The sequence below is a fragment of the Bacillus sp. EKM206B genome, from assembly GCF_011066015.1.
Lineage (GTDB): Bacteria > Bacillota > Bacilli > Bacillales > Bacillaceae > Bacillus > Bacillus velezensis.
Window position 1 is genome coordinate 26,482 of sequence record NZ_JAAMNL010000006.1, and the last position, 19,040, is coordinate 45,521.

Here is a 19,040-nt window from a genome sequence, read left to right on the forward strand (position 1 = left end):
CTCTTTCTATTCGCCTTTTCCGATAAAGGAGTCCTGCACCCTTTTCCAAAACGGAAAAGGACGGAATCTTGCAAATCTGACTTTTTCATTTGCCACACGGCATAGAATGGACTTGACATCCTTATGCAGCAAGGTTAAATGATCAATTGTGACTTGAAAGTCGACGTCGTTTCTCGGTTTGATGACACAGTTATGATGATCGGGAAGCAAAAGCGGCGAGCCGACAGTCCTGAACACTCTGTTGTTGATGGATGCCATTTCCGCAAGCTGAATCGCTCTGATGGAAGGGTGGATGATCGCGCCGCCTAACGCCTTATTATAAGCCGTGCTTCCGGAAGGCGTGGACAGACATAAACCGTCCCCCCTGAACGTTTCAAACAGCTGGCCTTTAATTTCCACGTCAGCGACGAGACTGCCTTCTATGCTTTTGATCGTACATTCGTTCAAAGCCAGATACCGCTCCTCACGCTCTTCATCATGATAAGTGACAATCACCTCAAGAAGGGGATACTCCACGGTATGATACGGCGTTTTGGCAATGGCAAGAACGAGCTTTTCTATCTCCTGCGGAACCCAATCGGCATAAAAACCCAAATGCCCCGTGTGAACTCCGACAAACGCCGTTTTATCGAGACGGTCGCTGTACCTGTGAAATGCGTAAAGAAGCGTTCCGTCACCGCCGACGGAAATCACGATTTCCGGCTCTTTTTCATCCAAGGTCATATCAAAATCGAGTAAATACGCCTGTATTTTGCTTTTCAGTGTATCTGAAACCTCGTCTCCTTTTGAAGAAACGGCAAATTTCATGCCATTCCCCTCCTTTCCTACTGGTGGTCTCCCGCTTTTTTCTTTCGCGAGAACGCGGCTTGGGCTTCCTGGATTTCTCCGCGGATTTCTGACATTTCTTCATCGAGCCGGGATGCGGCTTCTGAGGCCCGCTGCAGCCTCAGCTTTACTTTTTCGGGAATGTTCCCGCTGTATTTGTAATTCAGTGAATGCTCAATGGTTGCCCAAAAGTTCATGGCGAGCGTCCGAATCTGTATTTCCACAAGAACGTGCTTTTCTCCGGACGTTGTTTGTAAAGGATATAAAACGACAAGGTGGTAAGACCGATATCCGCTTTCCTTATGCTCTGCTATGTAATCCCGCTTATCGACAACGGTAAAATCTTTTCTGGCAAACAGCATATTTTTGACGATCTGGATATCATCGACGAATTGGCACATAATACGCAGCCCCGCGATATCCTGCATCGTTTCAATCTGATGAAGCGGTATGCTTTTTCGTCTCGCTTTTTCAAGTATGCTCGCCACCGGCTTCACGCGGCCTGTCACAAACTCAATCGGTGAGTGGTCATCTTCATACTCATAAAGGGTTCTGACGCCTTTCAGCTTCACCTTTAATTCTTCAACAGCCTGGCGGTATGGCGCTAGAAATTGCTCCCATTGTTTGTCATCCATCGTACATCCCCCAATTCCGAACCTGTTCTAAAGAAATACGTTTTTCACTTTTTCTTCCATATCTCCGTAGTTTGCATTATCTTTAATATTTTCAAGAAGATAATCGAGTTCTTCATGCAGCCCTGAAAGTTCAACCGTTTTTCCGCCGGCCTCAAGGACCGCCGGTTTTCTTTGGTCTAAGGCTTCTTTCAGATCCGGCCAGATATGTTCTTTTATAATGACATATTCAAAAGAGTCAGCTGATTCAAGTATGTATACAAAAGCAAAGTGATCGGAATCAACAAGCATTTGACCTGATGCTTTGCGTTCCGCTCCGCTTAAGTCCTCTCCGCACTTCAAGCGGAGCGCGTCTTCTGTTAATGATGCATTTTGGATTTCAATTCTCTTTTGCATAATGTTCTCCTTTTTTAACAAAGTACAGCATTTATTTTATCATATCAAGGTCGATATTGATAAACGTAACCTCTAAAGAGATAATGGGAATTATACAATTTTTCGTCCTGAAAGGAAGACTGTCATGACCCAAGAAATAGAAATTGAATTCAAAAACCTGCTGACAAAATCAGAATTTCTGAAGCTGAGTGAAGCACTCTGCATGAAAGAACATGATTTTAAACAGCAGATCAATCATTATTTCGACACGAAAGATTTTTCCCTGAAACAAAAAAAATCAGCACTCCGCATCCGAGAAAAAGACGGCGCGTTCGTTCTGACGTTAAAAGAGCCTGCCGCGGTCGGTCTGCTGGAAACCCACCAAGAGCTTGCGGCACCTGATCTTGACGTCTTCAAGATCCCGGAAGGCCCCGTCAAACGTCAGCTGGAAGGTCTCGGAATCAACTCAGAACACATTTGCTATTTCGGAACGCTGTCGACCGCACGCGCGGAAAAAGAATCAGAAAAAGGCTTAATCATTTTAGATCACAGCCGATATTTAGAGAAAGAAGACTTTGAATTGGAATTCGAGGCTGCTGACTGGGATGAAGGAAAACGGGCGTTTGAACAATTGCTCAAGCAATTCGGCATCCCAGAGCGGATCACGAAAAATAAAATCCAGCGTTTTTATGAAGAAACAAAAAAAGGTGGAATGACACAGTGAATATCACGAATTGGGAGGCCCTTCTCCAGCTGCAATCAATGGCGCTGCAATCAATCTCTCATACAAGCACGGCTTCAGGCGGACAATCTTCAGAAAGCCCGCTTGCAAATTTCAGCGCGCTTCTCAGCCAGTATACGGACACAGCCGTCCGGCAGCAGCCGGAATCAGGAATTTTAAACGGTGTGCGGACCGCTCACGCTTCATATTCACCGAGAATTCCCGTTTCATCCGTCTCCGCGGCTGCTTCACAGACCGCTTCCCCGGGCATAAAGTCTCCGGATGCGGCTTCTGATATCAGCACCGGAAACTTTTCAATAGACAGCGCCATTCAGAAAGCGGCCGAAAAATACGGAGTGGACGAAAAGCTGATCCGCGCGGTTATTAAACAGGAATCAGGCTTTAATCCGAAAGCGGTCAGCGGTGCGGGGGCAATGGGACTGATGCAGCTCATGCCTTCCACGGCAGAATCACTCGGGGTGTCAAACCCGCTTGATCCCGTCCAGAACGCTGAGGGCGGCACAAAGTACCTAAAGCAGATGCTCACGAAATACGACGGAAATGTATCTCTGGCGTTAGCCGCCTACAACGCAGGCCCCGGCAACGTAGATCGGTACGGAGGCATTCCGCCGTTTAAGGAAACACAGCAATATGTCAAAAACATAACCAAACAGTATTACGCGTAAACCAGAGAGGCTTCCTTCGCCCTCTGGTTTTTTTGCGGAGTGAAATCTTACACATGAATGAAGGCGATGTGATATGATATGAAATACAAGCGCCTGACAGAAAGGCACTTTGTTTGTAGAAATAAAATGTTATTGCTAAAATATACAGTAACTGAAGATAGTAAAACTGAAAGATAAATTCGCAATGGGAATTATGATTCCTATTAGCCATATAAAGGAGTAGTCAACATGGGACAATCGTTTAACGCACCATATGAAGCGATTGGAGAGGAACTTCTATCGCAACTTGTTGATACTTTTTATGAGCGTGTCTCGTCTCATCCCTTGCTGAAGCCGATATTTCCAAGTGATTTGACTGAAACGGCCAGAAAACAAAAGCAATTTTTAACCCAGTATTTGGGCGGACCTCCTCTTTATACTGAAGAGCACGGACATCCCATGCTCAGGGCAAGGCATCTCCCCTTTCCGATTACGGACGAGAGGGCTGATGCGTGGCTAAGCTGTATGAGCAAAGCGATGGATCAGGTCGGGCTTGAGGGCGATATTCGTGAATTTCTGTACGGGCGTCTGGAACTGACGGCCAGGCATATGGTAAACCAGTCAGAAGCGGAGGATCGATCATATTGACGAATTATCAGCATGAGCAATACTTCGCCCATTGCCACGGACATCCAAAAAAACCGCTCGAAATTTACATGTTTGTCGACCCTTTATGTCCTGAATGCTGGTCGCTGGAGCCCGCCATAAAAAAATTAAAAATCAAATACGGACGTTTTTTTACGCTGCGGATCATTGTTTCCGCGAGCATTACATCGCTGAATAAGCAAAAGCGGAAAAAACACCTTCTTGCCGAAGCTTGGGAAAAAATTGCGAACCGTTCCGGGATGCCCTGTGATGGTAGCCTTTGGCTTGAGCAGGATCAGCCTCTTTCATCGCCCTACCTTGCCGCACTCGCTTTAAAAGCGGCTGAACTGCAGGGAAGAAAAGCGGGCATTCTGTTTCTCCGCAGCATGCAGGAAAGCCTGTTTGTTTCCAAGCAGAATATTACGGATGAAGACGTTCTTTTAGAGATTGCCGAAAAGACGAAATTGGATGTTGAAGAATTCAAGCGCGACCTCCATTCGCAAAGCGCGGTAAAAGCGCTTCAGTGCGATATGAAAATCGCGGCGGAAATGGACGTCACCGTCAACCCGACATTGACGTTCTTTAACAGCCTGCATGATGATGAAGGGCTGAAGGTTCCCGGGAACTATTCTTATGACGTATACGAAGAGATCTTATTCGAAATGCTCGGGGATGAACCAAAACCTTCTGAAACGCCGCCTTTGGAATGTTTCATTGAATATTTCCGGTTTGTCGCATCGAAAGAAATCGCACTCGTTTATGATTTGAGTCTAGAAGAAGTTGAAAAAGAAATGAAAAAACTGGCATTCGCCAAAAAGGTCGCCAGAGTGGAAGCAAAGCACGGTCTGTTTTGGAAATCTCTGGCCGGCACCCAGGAGGATGTCACCTGTTGTGATCATTAAAAAAAGCTGATTCCTTACGGAGCCGGCTTTTTTTGTGCAAATAAAGAAACCGCGCCGGGATAAGCGCGGTTTCATATGTCTTAACGACAACAAAGGGGATGGGAGAAATTTTTCACGGTCAAACAAAGGGGTAATGTTTGTTTGTGATCAATTTCACATCCTTATCATATCAAATCTTGTCGAGTTTTGACAAGCCATAAGATTAATGTTCATATTTTTGTCACAAAACATAACTGACTGCTTGTTTTCATAGAATATATCAAAGAAAAACAAGGAGGGAAATCAATGCTCCGCACCGTATTGATCATCGGAATGATTGTGTTTTTCTTCTTTTTAAACCTGCTGGCCATGATGCACATGCTGCCGATTTACATTACATCTCCCCTGCTGTTTCTGTCCATATTGTTTGCCCTGTATCGGCTGAATCACAGAAAAACGTTTAAAGGGTTTTAAAAAAAGCCTGCGCATCTTATGCACAGGCTTTTTTGAACTACGAAGGGTTCACTTTTGAAAGAAGCTCTTCCATTTCGTTCAGTTTCTCTTCAAACATTTTGCAGGCCGCCTCGATCGGTTCAGGCGATGTCATATCGACTCCCGCTTTTTTCAGTATGTCGATCGGATATTCCGAGCTTCCCGCTTTTAAGAATTCGGTATAGCGCTCCACCGCAGGCTTGCCTTCTTTTAAGATCTGGCTGCTCAGCGCTTGGGCCGCACTGTAGCCTGTCGCATATTGATACACATAATAATTGTAATAGAAATGCGGAATTCTTGACCATTCCAGACTGATTTCTTTATCAATCACCATGTTGTCACCGAAATACTTTTTATTCAGATCATAATAAAGTTCGTTCAGCAGTTCAGGCGTTAGCGGCTCGCCTTCCTGCGCTTTCGTATGAATCAGATGCTCAAATTCAGCGAACATCGTCTGTCTGAACACTGTGCCTCTGAATCCTTCAAGCATGTGGTTGAGCAGGTACAGACGCTGTTTTTCATCCTTTAAGCTGTTCAGCATATATTCACCGAGCAGCGCTTCATTGGTCGTTGAAGCGACTTCAGCGACAAAAATGCTGTAGTTACCGTACGGATACGGCTGATATTTTCTCGTATAGTAGCTGTGCACGGAATGGCCGAACTCGTGAACGAGCGTAAACAGATTATTGACATTGTCATGCCAGTTCATCAAGATGTACGGATTCGTGCCGTATGTACCGGACGAATAAGCACCGCTGCGTTTTCCTTTATTTTCGTATATATCGACCCAGCGGTTTTCAAGTCCTTCTTTTAAAATAGACGCGTATTCCTCGCCCAGCGGAGCAAGTCCTTTGAGCATATAATCTTTCGCTTCCTCATATGTGACCTTCATTCCCGAATCTTTTACGAGCGGTGTATAAAGGTCATAAATATGGACTTCATCAAGGCCGAGAACCTTTTTCCGCAGGTCAATGTAACGGTGTAATAACGGAAGATGTTTATTGATCGTTTTAATAAGGTTATCGTAAACTTCTTCAGGGATGCTGTTATTGGATAAAGCCGCTTCCCGTGCTGATTTATACTTTTTCACACGGGCGTAAAAATTATCTTTTTTCACAGTGCCGCTGAGTGTAGTCGCCATCGTGTTTTTATACTGTCCGTATGTTTTATATACGGCTTCAAATGCGTTTTTGCGGACTTCACGATTGCTGCTTTCCAGGAAATTAATAAAGTTGCCGTGTGTGATTTGAGTTTCCTTGCCGTTTTCATCTTTAATCGACGGAAACGTAATATCGGCGTTATTTAAAACGCTGAATGTATTGGAAGGCGACGACAGCGCTTCAGAGGCTTCCGCAAGCAGGGCCTCTTCTTGTTCGCTCAGCACGTGCGGACGCTGTTTTGTAATTTCTTCAATTGCATGGGAGTAAAGTTTAAGCTCCTCTTTTTCCAGAATAAACTGGTGCAGCTTGTCCTCCTGAATCGCCAGAATTTCCGGTTCAATGTAAGCAGTCGCGCTGGCAGCCTGAGAATACAGGCTTGCGGCTTTGTCGTTCAGCCCTTGGTAGAAAGAATTTCCCGTATCCTGGTCTGAGCGCATATGCGCGTATGCATAAAGTTTCCCAAGGCGGTTCGTCACTTCATCCTGTGCCGTAAGCGCCGCGTATAAATTATCAGCCGAATGAGCAAGCGTGCCTTTAAAAGAAGATAAATTCGGGATTAATTCTTTAACTGCTTGAAATTCTTTATTCCAGGCCTCATCACTAGGAAAAATATCCTCTAGTCTCCATGTATGCTCTGCCTTTACTTCACTTCTGTCAGGCAGCTGTGCTGCTTTATTTTCCTCAGTCATGGTGATCCCCCTCGTTTTCTTTACTTCAAGCCAATTGAAAAAACGATTGTTTCTCCAAAAACTTGTGTTGTGATTATCTTCCGGCTTTTCACTGCCTTTTGTCAAATCATATGCGGCATATAAGACCGAGCATACCAATAATACAGTGAAAAAACGAAAACAAACAGCTTGTACGCCCCTCACATTCGCCACCACCTTGACGTTAGGGTGAACGAAATGAAGCATTCTCATTCCCCAAAAAAGAGCAGATCCCGCCGGCGCAGCTCTTCTGCCGTTTGAGGGAGCTTCCGTTGAGATGAGGGCATATATACTTCATTCTCAATTTCCCTTAAAAAATCCTGCAAACATAAGAAATCAGCATATTGTTTTACCGCCATTCTGATAAGGCTATTTTGGGAACCATACCGCATCCGAATCTCCTTACGCCTGATTTTTTGCCGCAAATCATGAACCATGCCGGATAATCGGATCGGCGCGCCTTTTTTAGAAAGTTCCGCAAGCCGCAAGTATAAATGGCTCTGCCACACAAAAACGGGACTTGCAAACACAAAGCCCGCTGAAACGGGAATAAACACTTCAGAGGGGAGAAATGGAAATGCGACCTGATGTCTTTCGTAAAAAAGACGCCGGATAAGACCGGCATCTTCAGATAAAAACCGCCCGCTTTTGTTGCGGAAGCCGGCTACGGCACGTCCCCACGAGGGAAGTCTGACGCTGTGCCGCCCTTCCGGATGACAAATGTCTTTCAGGTTTGCTTTGTGAAGAGGGATTGTGGTTAAGCCGGCATAAGAATAGCCGGTGTAAAACGGAGTGATGGAATGCAGCCTGTAAAAGGAGCGGGCATCGGGACAGTAAAACATTAAAGAGGAAAATGAATGGACTTCAAAGAACTGCCAGTGAAAAGCAGAAAGCCGGAAAAATTGCGCGGCCATCCGTTTTAACCGTTTTGCCCCGATGATCCAGACCGGCCGGTACCCGGCGTTTTTCAGGCCTGCCGTCCGGCTCTTTAAAGAGTCCGCCGAAAGGTTCGCACATTGAAATTCAAAAGCCAGCCTCTCTTCTCCGCTTTCCGCCGTCAAGTCAGGCCGCTGTCCAGCGGAAGTCAGATACGGTTCCAGGCTGACGCTGCACCCTTGTGTCTTTAGCCAGAGAAAAAGCTGCCTTTTTCCTTCCAGATGGTATTCGCTTTCAGGTTCGGATTCCCCCGGACACAGCCTGCTTTTTTTATGAGCGAAGTGCGGCAGTTTCTCCCGTCCCAGTTTGATATCAAGCTCACTTTTGCAAACGGGGCAGAACCAGCGTTTCTTTCTCAGCTCCGCCGCTTTTTCCTTTGAATAGCTTCCGGCCAGCTGAATGAGCCGTCCGTCGGCAGTCACAGCACTGAACATGTTGCATCTTCTCCTTTCCTGAATCTTGTTGTATTCAGCAGGAAGAAGATATAATCCTGTTTGCGGATGAGAGCCGTTATACGGTTTTCAGCCGTTCATCCTGTCATTCAGAACAAAAAAAACCGATTTCTGCTGAGAGAAATCGGTTTGTTATGATGCAAAGTGTTTTTTTATTGTATATAACGCATGATCAGCGATCACCAATTTGCCGTATTCTTCAAGACGGTGAATGCTGACTGATGATTCGTGCGCGTACTCCAACAGGATGCTTAGCTGATTTTCAACCTCTTCATCAGTTTGCTCATAAAAATCTGCATATAAATAATATCGGTCTTCAAACGAATACAGGGTCGTTTTGATTCCGTTAAGATTCAATTTTGATAGCGAGATGAGATCCTCAAAATCATCGAACCGCAAAGTGAACTGAAGCTTTTGCTCCTTATCTTCCCGGCTCTCGGCCTGCTCTTCTTTCTGGAAATCATCAAGTAAAGCATCGAGATTTTCATCTGCCGGCTCTTGTTTTTTATCTTCCGGGATCGGCAGTTCGAGTTTTTGTCCGTCCTTGGAAAGCTGGGCTTTTGTTACGATTATTTCCAGTCCTTTGTCCAATGCCTGAACCTGAATCCAAAGAGGACCCTCGACAGCGAATTCCTCTTCATCATGCACTTCATCCATGACTTCCCAGAACAGTTCTTCACTGCGCTCGCGATTGTACCAGATTTCTTCTCTGTCAAAACCGCGATCTTCAATATCACCATAAGACATATAAAATTTTACAGTATGCTCATTAATTCTTTCTATTTCCATTTTGCCAACCTTCCCTTCTTTATAAGATGTTGAAGGGACATCTAAGCTCCCGATGAATAGTACTTTACTACACTTTACCCATTCCGTCCACATCTTAACCTTATAGAAGACAGCGCAAATTCTTTATATTTCTATTTTATGATAAAACAGTTATAAAAGAAATAAAAAAGCATTTTCACACCGAAAAACAGGCTTTCTCCCGGTTCCCCTCATAAATAGCGCACTGCTTCATATATTAGCTGTACAAGCAATCGATCTATAAGCGAGGTGTTACCATGCCGCACGATTACCTGCTGTCCCTTCTGCTCATTATCGGAATTGACCTTATTCTCGGCGGTGACAATGCCGTCGTCATCGCGATGGCCAGCCGGAATCTGGCCCATAAACAAAGACAGCAAGCGATCATCTTCGGAACGTTTATCGCAGTCGTCTTGAGAATCGTTCTGACGAGCGCTGCGGTCTATTTATTGAATGTTCCTTTTTTGCAATGCGCAGGCGGGGTATTTTTATTGTATCTCGGCTATCAGCTTCTGATTGAGAAGAAAGATGCGCAGCATGTGAAAAGCAGTTCTTCTCTTTGGAAAGCCATCCGCACAATCGTTATGGCTGATATCTTTATGTCGCTTGACAATGTCATCGCAGTAGCCGGCGCTTCTCACGGTGAGCTGACACTTGTAGTGATCGGTCTCTTCATCTCGGTGCCGATTATCATTTGGGGCAGCAAGCTCGTTCATGCCGCCATGGACAAAATGCCTTTATTGATGTACGCCGGGAGCGGCCTTCTCGCATTTACCGGCGGTGAAATGATTGCCAGAGACAGCAAGCTGTCATTTTTCATGGCAGAACACGGCATTATACAAATGACGCTGCCGATTTTGACCGTCGTATTTGTTATCCTCGCCAGTATGATTTACCAACAGACTGAAAAATAAAAAAAGCCCAAACCGCGATGGTTTTGGGCTTTTTCCATGCTTATCGTAAGCTTATATCAGTTGGCAAGACGCTGTGCTTCTCTTAATTGGAAAGAACGCACTTTTCTTGGCAGGAATCGTCTGATTTCATCTTCGTTATAGCCGACTTGCAGACGTTTTTCATCAATGATAATCGGACGGCGGAGCAGTCCCGGATGCTCATTGATCAAAGTATATAAGTCTTGAAGCGGCATAGATTCAACATTTACGTTCAGTTTCTGGAATACTTTAGAACGGGTAGAGATAATTTCATCCGTACCGTCTTCAGTCATACGCAGAATCTGCTTGATCTCATCAATTGATAACGGCTCGGAGAAAATGTTTCTCTCTACAAACGGAATCTCGTGCTCTTCAAGCCAAGCTCTTGCTTTTCTGCATGACGTACAGCTAGGTGATGTGTATAATGTAACCATTAATCTTCACTCCTCTAATTAGTAGGATGAACATGTTTGTATTCTCAAATTGAAATGACTTTAAAAAAGGAATCTTTATAGGTATTATACTATAAAAAAGTAAGTGTGAACAGTCTCCTGAGAAAAAAATGTGTCAATCCGGCAAATTTACGGCTGGCGGATGTTTCCCCATTCTCAATTAGCTCAGCTGATCGAAAATGTTTTTTCGTTTTTTCTCATCAATGACTTTGAGAACTTCATCCGTTTTTTCGTATGATTCTCCGTACCATTTTTCATCTTTATAAGTGTGAATGTTTTCATATGTCTGTTTCATTGCTTCAAACATTTCTTCTTCTGATTCCGTCTTAGGTGACCAGTACAGAATCTCCATTTTGTTCACTTCATTCGTAGCCAATGACCGGCGCCGATACCCGATTGACTGCGCGTGCTTGAAATGCTCTCTTTGATAAAAACGCAAGCGTTTCTGTGTATCCGTGTCATCCTCGTCAACAGGCTCCACCTCAAGCAGAATCGGCTTGTTTTTCTTTTTCAGCCTGCCGATCAGCTTGCTTCCGAGGCCTTGTCCTCTGGATTTCTTTGACACAAACAGGTAATCAATAAAGATGAAAGAGTCAAATTCCGCATACATCAGCACGTGGTACTGCCCCTCTTCTTTATGATAAACATCGCTTTGCTCCTTTAACAGAGCTTCCATATGCGCTTTTGATTTCATTTCTTCAATCGGAAAATATTCACTCAGCTTTTCGTACCAGTTCATTCATTTGCTCCTTATGGGTTCGTTGTCTTCACACTTTTAGATATACCCCATTTCCGATTGTTTAAACAATCTTACATCTATTAAGACGTGTGATCCTTTAACATGGTTTCAATTTTTTTAAAATGGTGTGTAATCGACGTTTTTGGTATAGCGGTTTGCCGCGTCCCACAATAAAAATTCGTCAATTCCTTCATCATGCAGCGCTTTAACCTGGTCTTCCACCTGGCGTTTTCCGTACTTTTGATAATTTCCGCTGCCGAGATATGATGCCGTGAAGTCCTGAAGCCACGGACGCGATACAGGCGGGTGTTTCAGCTTAGACAGTTTTTTATTTTCCACCTTCGCGTATTCTTTGACGACTTTGTAAGGCTCAAGATCCGGTTTATCAATGCCGAAATAGCTTGTCCAATGGCTCGGATAAATCATGGATGAAATGACATCGACCTGTTCTGAAATTTTGCTGAAATTCTGGCCGATCCCAGGCGCTTCCGGCAGCGTGGCTGAATAGCCGAAAATATCAACCGACACATCCGCGCCGTACGGCTTGAGTTTTTTCTTCGCATAACCGACAAAATCGGTGACGGCGTGAACGCGTTTTTGCACATTGCTGTCTGCTGTTTTTCCGTAATCGCCGTGACCGTATGTCAGTTCGTCATCACGTTTTTCAAATCCTTCAGGAAAACGGACATAATCAAACTGAATTTCTTGAAAACCCATCTTTACGGCTTGTTTTGCAATCTTTACATTGTAATCCCATACTTCTTTCATAAACGGATTGACGAACGATTCGCCGCGGCCGTTTTTCCAGACACTTCCGTTTTTCTCTTTAAAAGACCACTCCGGCTTTTTGTTCGCGAGTTCGCTGTCTTTAAATACGACAATACGCGCGATCGGATAGATCTTTTTTTCCTCCAGCTTTTTCATCATCTTTTTTGGGTCTTTGATGTACGGCTTGGCGATTTTGGCATACTCAGAATGGCCGTCCGGCTTAAAGGTGAGGTTTCCGTTGTCGTCCTTGACATCAATCACCATTGTATTGAGCTCCGTTTTGTCTACAAAGTCTGTCAGCTCTCCGAATTTGCTTCCTCCCGCTGAATGCCCTGTGACGTAAATGCCCCGCACCTTATCAGGATGTGTAAAATGCAGCCCTGACGGATAAGCGAACCGTGCATTTGATTTCGGCAGTTCTTTTTCGGCCAGCGCTATTTTTACAAGCGGCTGCTCCTCTTTCGCAGCGGCGTGGGCCGGATAAGCGGCTGCACTGATAAACAGTCCCGCACAAATGGCGCACAAAATGGTTTTCATACTGATCTCCCCCTTTTTTTCCATTATAGAAAAACGGGAGCAGGCTTAATAAACTTGAATGTGCGCAAAAAAATCCTCCAAGACTGAGTCTTGGAGGATGATACGTTTATAGGTAGGTTTTAAATTCATCTTCAGTGCACATAACAAAGTGTCCCGGTTTCACTTCTCTGAATTCCATCTTTTCTCCGTCTTGCAGCTGATGAATGGACGGATCGTATTTCTTTCGCGTGCGATTTCTTTCATAGTCCGGATCAGGGAGCGGGATAGCGGACAGCAATGATTTCGTGTATGGGTGAAGCGGGTTTTCGTAAAGCTCATCCGCCGGCGCAAGCTCCACCAATTTTCCGAAATACATGACGCCGATGCGGTCGCTGATGTATTTGACCATTGATAAATCATGGGCGATAAACAGGTAAGTGAGCCCTTTTTCTTTCTGCAATTCTTTCATTAAATTGACGACTTGCGCCTGAATGGAGACATCAAGCGCCGAAATCGGTTCGTCCGCGATGATAAACTCCGGATCAACCGCCAGCGCTCTGGCGATTCCGATACGCTGGCGCTGTCCGCCCGAAAATTCATGCGGGTAGCGGTTGGCGTGCTCTTTATTTAAACCGACCGTTTCCAGCAGTTCGTGAACCCGCTGCATCCGCTCTTTTTTCGTTTTTGCCAGGCGGTGAATATCTATTCCCTCGGCAATAATGTCGGCGACTGTCATTCTCGGATTTAAAGATGCGTACGGATCCTGGAAAATCATCTGCATTTTCCGGTTAAACTCCAGCAGCTTCTTGCGGGATTTTTTCCCGTGGACATTTTCCCCGTTAAAGAGAACTTCCCCGCCGGTTGCCTCATACAGCCGGATAATACTGCGGCCCGTCGTTGATTTACCGCAGCCCGATTCTCCGACAAGGCCGAGCGTTTCGCCTTTATAAATATCAAATGACAAATCATCTACGGCTTTTACCGTTCCTTTCTGCGTGAAAAAATGCTGTTTTAAGTGTTTAATTTCGAGAAGTTTCTCAGTCATTTTTTTCACCTTCCTTCATTAAAACAGGATGCTGATACGTATTCGGAAGCTGACGGATTTTAGCCTTCACCGCTTCAGGGGGCTCGACCTTAGGCGCATCAGGATGCAGAAGCCACGATTTCACGAAATGCGTGTCAGACACTTTATACATCGGCGGCTCCTGTTCAAAGTCAATTTTCATCGCATATGAGCTGCGGAGCGCAAATGCATCCCCTTTCGGAGGATTCGTCAGATCAGGCGGCGTGCCCGGGATAGCCGTCAGTTTTTCCTGATCGGTGCTGTCCAGGCTAGGCATTGAGGCAAGCAGCCCCCACGTATACGGATGGCGCGGATCATAAAAGATTTCATCCACCGTGCCCGATTCGACGACCTGACCCGCGTACATGACAGCGACCCGGTCGGCGACATTGGCGACAACGCCGAGATCATGCGTGATAAAAATGATAGACGTATCAATTTTCTTTTGCAGATCTTTCATCAGCTCAAGGATCTGTGCCTGAATCGTTACATCAAGCGCTGTTGTCGGTTCATCGGCAATTAACAGTTTCGGATTTGCCGCAAGCGCCATCGCGATGACGACACGCTGTCTCATCCCGCCTGAAAATTCATGAGGGAATTGGCCGATCCGTTTTTCGGGCATCGGAATCCCGACGAGATCAAGCAGCTCTATGGCGCGCTTTTTCGCCGCTTCACTTGAGATTTTTTCATGTTTGAAAAGCACTTCCGTAATTTGTTTGCCGACTCTCATCGTCGGGTTCAGAGAGGTCATCGGATCTTGGAAAATCATTCCGATGTCCTTTCCCCTGATGGCCTGCATTTCTTTTTCAGACATCGGCACGATATCGCGTCCGTCAAAAAGAATCTGTCCTCTTTTAAAGTAGCCCGGCGGCATCGGGATCAGCTTCATAATCGCTTGGGAGGTCACACTTTTTCCGGAACCTGACTCCCCCACGATCGCAAGCGTCTCTCCTTTATTCAAATGGAAATTCACGCCGCGGATTGCCTGTACCTCTCCGCCGTATGTTTTAAATGAAATGGCTAAGTCTTTTACTTCTAGCAAACGTGTCACTCATATCACTCCTTATTTGCGTAACTTAGGATCCAGCGCGTCTCTTAACCCGTCGCCGACAACGTTAAAGCCGAACATCGCCAGGCAGATAAAGCCGGCAGGGAAGAACAGACGCCAAGGGTAATAGGTTAATGCAGGCAATCCGTCTGAGGCCATCGTTCCCCAGCTCGCAAGCGGCGCAGGTACGCCGAGGCCCAAATAACTTAAAAACGCTTCTGTAAAAATCGCAGTCGGAACCGTCAGTGTCATCGTTACGAGGATAGAGCCCATCGCGTTCGGGACGATATGCTTAAACAAAAGCCGGCCGGTTTTGGCGCCGAGTGTCTGTGAAGCAAGCACATACTCCTGATTCTTTAATTGCAGCACCTGTCCGCGGACGATCCTCGCCATATTGATCCAGCCCGTGATCGTCATGGCGACGATAATGGTCAGCAATCCTTTCGGCAGAACAACCATCAGCAAAATAACCATTAATAATGAAGGAACAGCCCACAGAATGTCGGCGATGCGCATCATCACTTCATCTGTGCGTCCGCCGCGGAATCCGGAAATGCTGCCCCAGATTACGCCGATTAATAAATCAAGCACGGCAGCTGCGACACCGATAAAGATGGAAATCCTAGCGCCCACCCATGTCCGGACGAATATATCCCTTCCAAGGTCATCCGTGCCGAACCAATGATCTTTCGACGGCGCTTTATCCGCATTTAATAGATTGGTAGTGGCATAATCATACCTTGAAAAGACAGGCGCAAAAATCGCCATCAGAATAATAAGAACGATCAGTACGAACCCGACCATCGCAAGCTTATTGCTGCGGAAGCGGAGCATGGCGTCTTTCCAGAGGGAAAGGCTTTTTTTATTTATTTTTTCGGCATCGCCGGCATTAGCTGAAGCTGGTTCAAACATATTTTCAGGAATGTTCTGCATGGTCTAGGCTCCTTTCTTTGCTTTGGAAAGCTTGATTCTCGGATCGATTAATCCGTACAGCACGTCTACAATTAATACGCATAAAAGCAGCAGCACGCTGAAGAACACGGTAACTCCCATAATGACCGTATAATCACGGTTTGTAATGCTGTTTACAAAATGCGCGCCTAAACCGGGAATTCCGAAAATGGATTCAATGATGAAACTTCCCGTTAAAATGGATGCCGCCATCGGCCCCATATATGTCACGACCGGCAAAAGCGCGTTTCGAAGCGCATGGCGCACGGTGACTGACGGACGGGAAAGTCCTTTAGCTTTTGCAGTCCGTATGTAATCGCTGTTTAACACTTCAATCATGCTTGAACGGGAGAGTCTGGCAATGAACGCCATCGGCATGGAAGCGAGCGCAATAGAGGGCAGAAAGGTGTATGCCCAGGATTCCCACCCTGCGACCGGGAACAGTTCTAATTTAATTGAGAAAATATATTGCAAAATCGTCGCCAATATAAAGCTCGGAACTGAGATCCCAAAGATCGTTAAAATCGCAATGGTATAATCCTGCCATTTATTATGGTACAGGGCAGCAAGCACCCCGAAAAGCACACCGAACGCTAAAGCGAGGAGAATAGCTTCTGCACCGAGAGTGAATGAGACGGGGAAGCCTGAATTGATTAAATCATTAACACTTTGGCCTTTATATTTAAAAGAAGGTCCGAAGTCCCACATCGCCACAGATTTTAAGTAACTGACATATTGAACGAAAAGAGGCTTGTCCAGGCCATAGTGTTCGTTTAAGTTTGCCTCAATTTCAGGCGGCAGCTTTCTTTCGCCGGAAAATGGTCCGCCCGGCGCTGCCTGCATTAAGAAGAATGTGGCGGTCACAATCACAAACAGCGTGATGATCATGTAAATGAATCGTTTACCGATATATTTCAGCAAGGTGAACACCTCCATGTTTTTTACAATTTTATACTTAATCAGTAAGAAAGGTATATGGGGACATCCTCCCCATATACCTTGGGTCTTTTGTTTTCAGAACCGTCTTTTATTCAAAAGAAGCATTTCTGAAGTAAACTTCGCCTGTTCCTGTCAAGATCACATTTTTGAGGTTTTTATCCTGCACCCAAGGATCCGTATAGAAATAAACTGGCGCGACCGGCATTGCGTCAATAAAGATCTTTTCTGCTTTTTTCAGCTCTTCGATACGTTTATCCGGATCCGTTTCAAGCTGAGATTGGTTCAGCAGCTTTTTAAACTCAGGATCTTCCCATCCGGTATCATTGTTTCCGCCTTCTTTATCACGGAACAATTCTAGGAAGTTGATCGGATCGTTGAAATCGCCGAGCCAGCCCATACGCCCGATTTGGTAGTTCTGGCTGTGCAGCTTGTCGATGTAAACATTCCATTCGGAGTTATCAAGCTCAACTTTGACGCCCAAGTTCTTTTTCCACATTTCCTGTACGGCCTGCGCAATTTTCGCATGCGCGTCATCCGTATTGTAGGACAGTTTGATCGCCGGAAGGTCAGAGGCATTCTTGACGCCTAATTCCTTCAGTCCTTTATTTAAGAATTCTTTAGCTGATTTGACGTCATTGTCTTTGAAATAACCTTTTGTGTTATCCTTGAATCCCTTCATTGACGGCGGCACCGCAGCCATGGCCGGGATCTGTTCGCCCTGCGTTACATTTTTTACGATGGACGAGCGGTCGATCGCATAAGCAAGGGCTTTACGGATGTTGACATTGTTCAGCGGTTTCTCTTCTGTGTTGAATTTGTACCAATACACGCCTGCGATCGGTTCAACGTGAAGAGATCCGTCTTTTTTCAATGTCGGCAGAGATTCAGTCGGAAGCTGGCCGAGCGGCATTCCTGCCCAGTCAAGCTCACCGGCCTGGAATTTTTTCAGTTCGGTGTTGTTATTGTTAATCATCACCATGTTGATTTTCTTCAATTTCACAGCGTCTTTATCCCAATATTGATCGTTCTTTTCGAGCGTGATGGAACCGCTGTGTTTCCAGGCCGTCATTTTGAACGGGCCGTTTGACACATAATTTTCGCCCGCGTTTGTGTTCCAGTTTTTATGTTTTTCCGCGATTTTCTTGTTGATCGGCATATACGTATAGAATGAAGTTAATTGCGTGAAATAAGGTGTCGGGTTATTCAGTTCAACCTTTAATGTTTTGTCATTTACGGCTTTTACGCCTACATCATCAATCTTGCCTTTTCCTGTATTGGCAGCTTCAGCGCCTTTAATGTAGTAGAGCTGATAAGCGTATTGTGATTCGTTGTTCGGGTCAAGCGCCCATTTCCACGCATATTCAAAATCCTGCGCCGTCACAGGGTCGCCGTTAGACCATTTCGCACCGTCACGAATCGTAAATGTATAGGTCTTTCCGTCTTTGCTTGTTTCAATTTTAGATGCCATTCCTTCTTCAGGCTCACCTTTGGAGTTTACGCGTGTCAATCCTTCAAAAGTCTGGCGGATTACGCCTCCTGAAACGGAATCATTCGCTAAACCCGGATGCAGTGAGAACGGCTCGGTTTTAATATTGATATTAAGTGAAGTCTGTCCTTTGGTGTCTTTTTTACCGCCGCCTGATCCGCCGCTGAATCCGCCGCACGCACTTAATACAAGCGAGAAGATAAGCATCAAACCTACAATAGACCAACGCTTTTTCATGCACTAACCCCCTAATCAAATTTTTCAGCCTTTACTACTAAATACTCAGAAATATCAGACAAAATAACTTAATATTTTTCTAAACTTTAATTGTGTTCCGTCTTTTCTGATTATTTTATGTAAAGAAGCTGTAACAATAGAGTGAACAAGTTCATTATAATGAAATGAATAATTTATTGCAATACTATTTTCTCAATTTAAAATATTTAAATTTGGTCAGTTTTTCTGTCAAAAAGGTGATACACTTCTATAGTTTAAAGCATGACCTAACTAAATTTTTTTATCGTAATTTCCAGTTCATATTGCTTTTTACATATAATATTCGTTATACGAAATGTTGATATGCGTTATCATTTAAGCATTTTCAGTTCTTTTTGAGGATTTCCAGCCCTTAAGCAAACTGGAAATAAGCTTGTATTCCTCTGATGACATTTGGCTATAATTGATTTATAATAGATCAATCAAATACATTTGTTGTGATTGCGATGATGAAGAGTAGTACACATTTTCACCCGTTTAAAGAGAGTCTGCGGTGCTGGGAGCAGGTAACGGGCGATGTGGAATGGACTTCTGAGCAGCTGACCGAACGTTAGTAGGCCCAGCCGGAGCAG

20 protein-coding genes and 1 other annotated feature (1 of these 21 running past the window's edge) are annotated in these 19,040 nt (G+C 45.0%); of the genes, 6 read left to right on the forward strand and 14 right to left on the reverse strand.

What is annotated here, in order from left to right; all coding sequences use genetic code 11:
• Positions 1-6: 6 nt before the first annotated feature.
• Genes G9F50_RS12480 through G9F50_RS12490 form a run of 3 tightly spaced genes read right to left on the reverse strand, consistent with a single transcriptional unit; the run spans position 7 to position 1,853 of the window.
• The gene (locus G9F50_RS12480; RefSeq protein ID WP_003155018.1) at positions 7-807 is read right to left on the reverse strand and encodes an NAD kinase; all 801 of its coding nucleotides are present in this window, start codon (positions 805-807) and stop codon (positions 7-9) included.
• 17 nt (positions 808-824) lie between these two features.
• Entirely contained in the window at positions 825-1,460 is a 636-nt protein-coding gene (yjbM, locus tag G9F50_RS12485; protein WP_007610625.1) for a GTP diphosphokinase, read from the reverse strand.
• Positions 1,461-1,487: 27 nt separating this feature from the next.
• Positions 1,488-1,853 (reverse strand): UPF0738 family protein, encoded by a 366-nt coding sequence (locus G9F50_RS12490; RefSeq protein ID WP_012117290.1) that lies wholly within the window; start codon positions 1,851-1,853, stop codon positions 1,488-1,490.
• 124 nt (positions 1,854-1,977) lie between these two features.
• Between G9F50_RS12490 and G9F50_RS12495 the strand changes: the two genes are divergently transcribed.
• From G9F50_RS12495 to G9F50_RS12515, 5 genes are all read left to right on the forward strand, one after another.
• Positions 1,978-2,556: a CYTH domain-containing protein gene (locus tag G9F50_RS12495; protein ID WP_060562161.1), complete on the forward strand. Its 579-nt coding sequence runs from the start codon at positions 1,978-1,980 to the stop codon at positions 2,554-2,556.
• Positions 2,553-3,239, forward strand: coding sequence for a lytic transglycosylase domain-containing protein (locus G9F50_RS12500; RefSeq protein ID WP_060562160.1), 687 nt, complete (start codon positions 2,553-2,555; stop codon positions 3,237-3,239). The genes G9F50_RS12495 and G9F50_RS12500 overlap by 4 nt, the downstream gene beginning before the upstream one ends.
• Positions 3,240-3,467: 228 nt before the next feature.
• A complete protein-coding gene (locus tag G9F50_RS12505) occupies positions 3,468-3,866 on the forward strand; it encodes a globin domain-containing protein (RefSeq protein ID WP_003155023.1) in 399 nt (132 codons plus the stop codon).
• Positions 3,863-4,765, forward strand: a complete 903-nt coding sequence (gene spxH / locus G9F50_RS12510; RefSeq protein WP_003155024.1) for a protease adaptor protein SpxH — start codon at positions 3,863-3,865, stop codon at positions 4,763-4,765. Before G9F50_RS12505 ends, spxH begins: the two co-directional genes overlap by 4 nt.
• A 285-nt stretch (positions 4,766-5,050) precedes the next feature.
• Positions 5,051-5,218: a hypothetical protein gene (locus tag G9F50_RS12515; protein WP_003155026.1), complete on the forward strand. Its 168-nt coding sequence runs from the start codon at positions 5,051-5,053 to the stop codon at positions 5,216-5,218.
• Positions 5,219-5,255: 37 nt separating this feature from the next.
• Here G9F50_RS12515 and pepF read toward each other — a convergent pair whose 3' ends face one another.
• The 3 genes from pepF to mecA all read right to left on the reverse strand — a co-directional run bounded on the left by pepF (position 5,256) and on the right by mecA (position 9,280).
• Positions 5,256-7,085 carry an oligoendopeptidase F gene (gene pepF / locus G9F50_RS12520; RefSeq protein WP_007409107.1) on the reverse strand — a complete coding sequence of 610 codons (1,830 nt, stop codon included), beginning with the start codon at positions 7,083-7,085 and terminating at the stop codon, positions 5,256-5,258.
• 227 nt (positions 7,086-7,312) lie between these two features.
• Entirely contained in the window at positions 7,313-8,473 is a 1,161-nt protein-coding gene (locus G9F50_RS12525; protein WP_060562159.1) for a competence protein CoiA family protein, read from the reverse strand.
• A gap of 150 nt (positions 8,474-8,623) precedes the next feature.
• Positions 8,624-9,280, reverse strand: coding sequence for an adaptor protein MecA (mecA, locus tag G9F50_RS12530; RefSeq protein ID WP_003155032.1), 657 nt, complete (start codon positions 9,278-9,280; stop codon positions 8,624-8,626).
• A 275-nt stretch (positions 9,281-9,555) separates the two neighbouring features.
• Here mecA and G9F50_RS12535 point away from each other — a divergent pair, with 275 nt between their 5' ends.
• Positions 9,556-10,212, forward strand: coding sequence for a TerC family protein (locus tag G9F50_RS12535; protein ID WP_060562158.1), 657 nt, complete (start codon positions 9,556-9,558; stop codon positions 10,210-10,212).
• Positions 10,213-10,268: 56 nt separating this feature from the next.
• Here the strand turns inward: G9F50_RS12535 and spx are convergent, their stop codons facing one another.
• The 8 genes from spx to G9F50_RS12575 all read right to left on the reverse strand — a co-directional run bounded on the left by spx (position 10,269) and on the right by G9F50_RS12575 (position 18,429).
• A complete protein-coding gene (gene spx, locus G9F50_RS12540; RefSeq protein WP_003155034.1) occupies positions 10,269-10,664 on the reverse strand; it encodes a transcriptional regulator Spx in 396 nt (131 codons plus the stop codon).
• A 178-nt stretch (positions 10,665-10,842) separates the two neighbouring features.
• Entirely contained in the window at positions 10,843-11,421 is a 579-nt protein-coding gene (locus tag G9F50_RS12545) for a GNAT family N-acetyltransferase (RefSeq protein WP_007409110.1), read from the reverse strand.
• Positions 11,422-11,538: 117 nt separating this feature from the next.
• The gene (locus G9F50_RS12550; RefSeq protein ID WP_079891086.1) at positions 11,539-12,726 is read right to left on the reverse strand and encodes a putative glycoside hydrolase; all 1,188 of its coding nucleotides are present in this window, start codon (positions 12,724-12,726) and stop codon (positions 11,539-11,541) included.
• 106 nt (positions 12,727-12,832) lie between these two features.
• Positions 12,833-13,750, reverse strand: coding sequence for an oligopeptide ABC transporter ATP-binding protein OppF (gene oppF / locus G9F50_RS12555; RefSeq protein WP_012117283.1), 918 nt, complete (start codon positions 13,748-13,750; stop codon positions 12,833-12,835).
• Positions 13,743-14,819: an ABC transporter ATP-binding protein gene (locus tag G9F50_RS12560; protein ID WP_003155039.1), complete on the reverse strand. Its 1,077-nt coding sequence runs from the start codon at positions 14,817-14,819 to the stop codon at positions 13,743-13,745. The genes oppF and G9F50_RS12560 overlap by 8 nt, the downstream gene beginning before the upstream one ends.
• Before the next feature lie 12 nt (positions 14,820-14,831).
• A complete protein-coding gene (gene oppC / locus G9F50_RS12565) occupies positions 14,832-15,749 on the reverse strand; it encodes an oligopeptide ABC transporter permease OppC (RefSeq protein WP_033574516.1) in 918 nt (305 codons plus the stop codon).
• 3 nt (positions 15,750-15,752) lie between these two features.
• Positions 15,753-16,688, reverse strand: coding sequence for an ABC transporter permease (locus tag G9F50_RS12570; protein ID WP_003155043.1), 936 nt, complete (start codon positions 16,686-16,688; stop codon positions 15,753-15,755).
• A gap of 106 nt (positions 16,689-16,794) precedes the next feature.
• Entirely contained in the window at positions 16,795-18,429 is a 1,635-nt protein-coding gene (locus G9F50_RS12575) for a peptide ABC transporter substrate-binding protein (RefSeq protein ID WP_025284554.1), read from the reverse strand.
• 476 nt (positions 18,430-18,905) lie between these two features.
• Positions 18,906-19,040, forward strand: a binding site (T-box leader) (it continues 77 nt past the right edge of the window).

Excerpts from the sequence above, each read along its gene's own strand:
- G9F50_RS12525 (WP_060562159.1), bottom strand. The coding sequence starts at position 8,473 with ATGTTCAGTGCTGTGACTGCCGACGGACGGCTCATTCAGCTGGCCGGA.
- G9F50_RS12575 (WP_025284554.1), bottom strand. The coding sequence starts at position 18,429 with ATGAAAAAGCGTTGGTCTATTGTAGGTTTGATGCTTATCTTCTCGCTT.
- G9F50_RS12490 (WP_012117290.1), bottom strand. The coding sequence starts at position 1,853 with ATGCAAAAGAGAATTGAAATCCAAAATGCATCATTAACAGAAGACGCG.
- G9F50_RS12535 (WP_060562158.1), top strand. The coding sequence starts at position 9,556 with ATGCCGCACGATTACCTGCTGTCCCTTCTGCTCATTATCGGAATTGAC.
- G9F50_RS12515 (WP_003155026.1), top strand. The coding sequence starts at position 5,051 with ATGCTCCGCACCGTATTGATCATCGGAATGATTGTGTTTTTCTTCTTT.
- mecA (WP_003155032.1), bottom strand. The coding sequence starts at position 9,280 with ATGGAAATAGAAAGAATTAATGAGCATACTGTAAAATTTTATATGTCT.
- G9F50_RS12545 (WP_007409110.1), bottom strand. The coding sequence starts at position 11,421 with ATGAACTGGTACGAAAAGCTGAGTGAATATTTTCCGATTGAAGAAATG.
- spx (WP_003155034.1), bottom strand. The coding sequence starts at position 10,664 with ATGGTTACATTATACACATCACCTAGCTGTACGTCATGCAGAAAAGCA.
- G9F50_RS12550 (WP_079891086.1), bottom strand. The coding sequence starts at position 12,726 with ATGAAAACCATTTTGTGCGCCATTTGTGCGGGACTGTTTATCAGTGCA.
- oppC (WP_033574516.1), bottom strand. The coding sequence starts at position 15,749 with ATGCAGAACATTCCTGAAAATATGTTTGAACCAGCTTCAGCTAATGCC.
- G9F50_RS12480 (WP_003155018.1), bottom strand. The coding sequence starts at position 807 with ATGAAATTTGCCGTTTCTTCAAAAGGAGACGAGGTTTCAGATACACTG.
- G9F50_RS12505 (WP_003155023.1), top strand. The coding sequence starts at position 3,468 with ATGGGACAATCGTTTAACGCACCATATGAAGCGATTGGAGAGGAACTT.
- G9F50_RS12495 (WP_060562161.1), top strand. The coding sequence starts at position 1,978 with ATGACCCAAGAAATAGAAATTGAATTCAAAAACCTGCTGACAAAATCA.
- pepF (WP_007409107.1), bottom strand. The coding sequence starts at position 7,085 with ATGACTGAGGAAAATAAAGCAGCACAGCTGCCTGACAGAAGTGAAGTA.
- yjbM (WP_007610625.1), bottom strand. The coding sequence starts at position 1,460 with ATGGATGACAAACAATGGGAGCAATTTCTAGCGCCATACCGCCAGGCT.
- oppF (WP_012117283.1), bottom strand. The coding sequence starts at position 13,750 with ATGACTGAGAAACTTCTCGAAATTAAACACTTAAAACAGCATTTTTTC.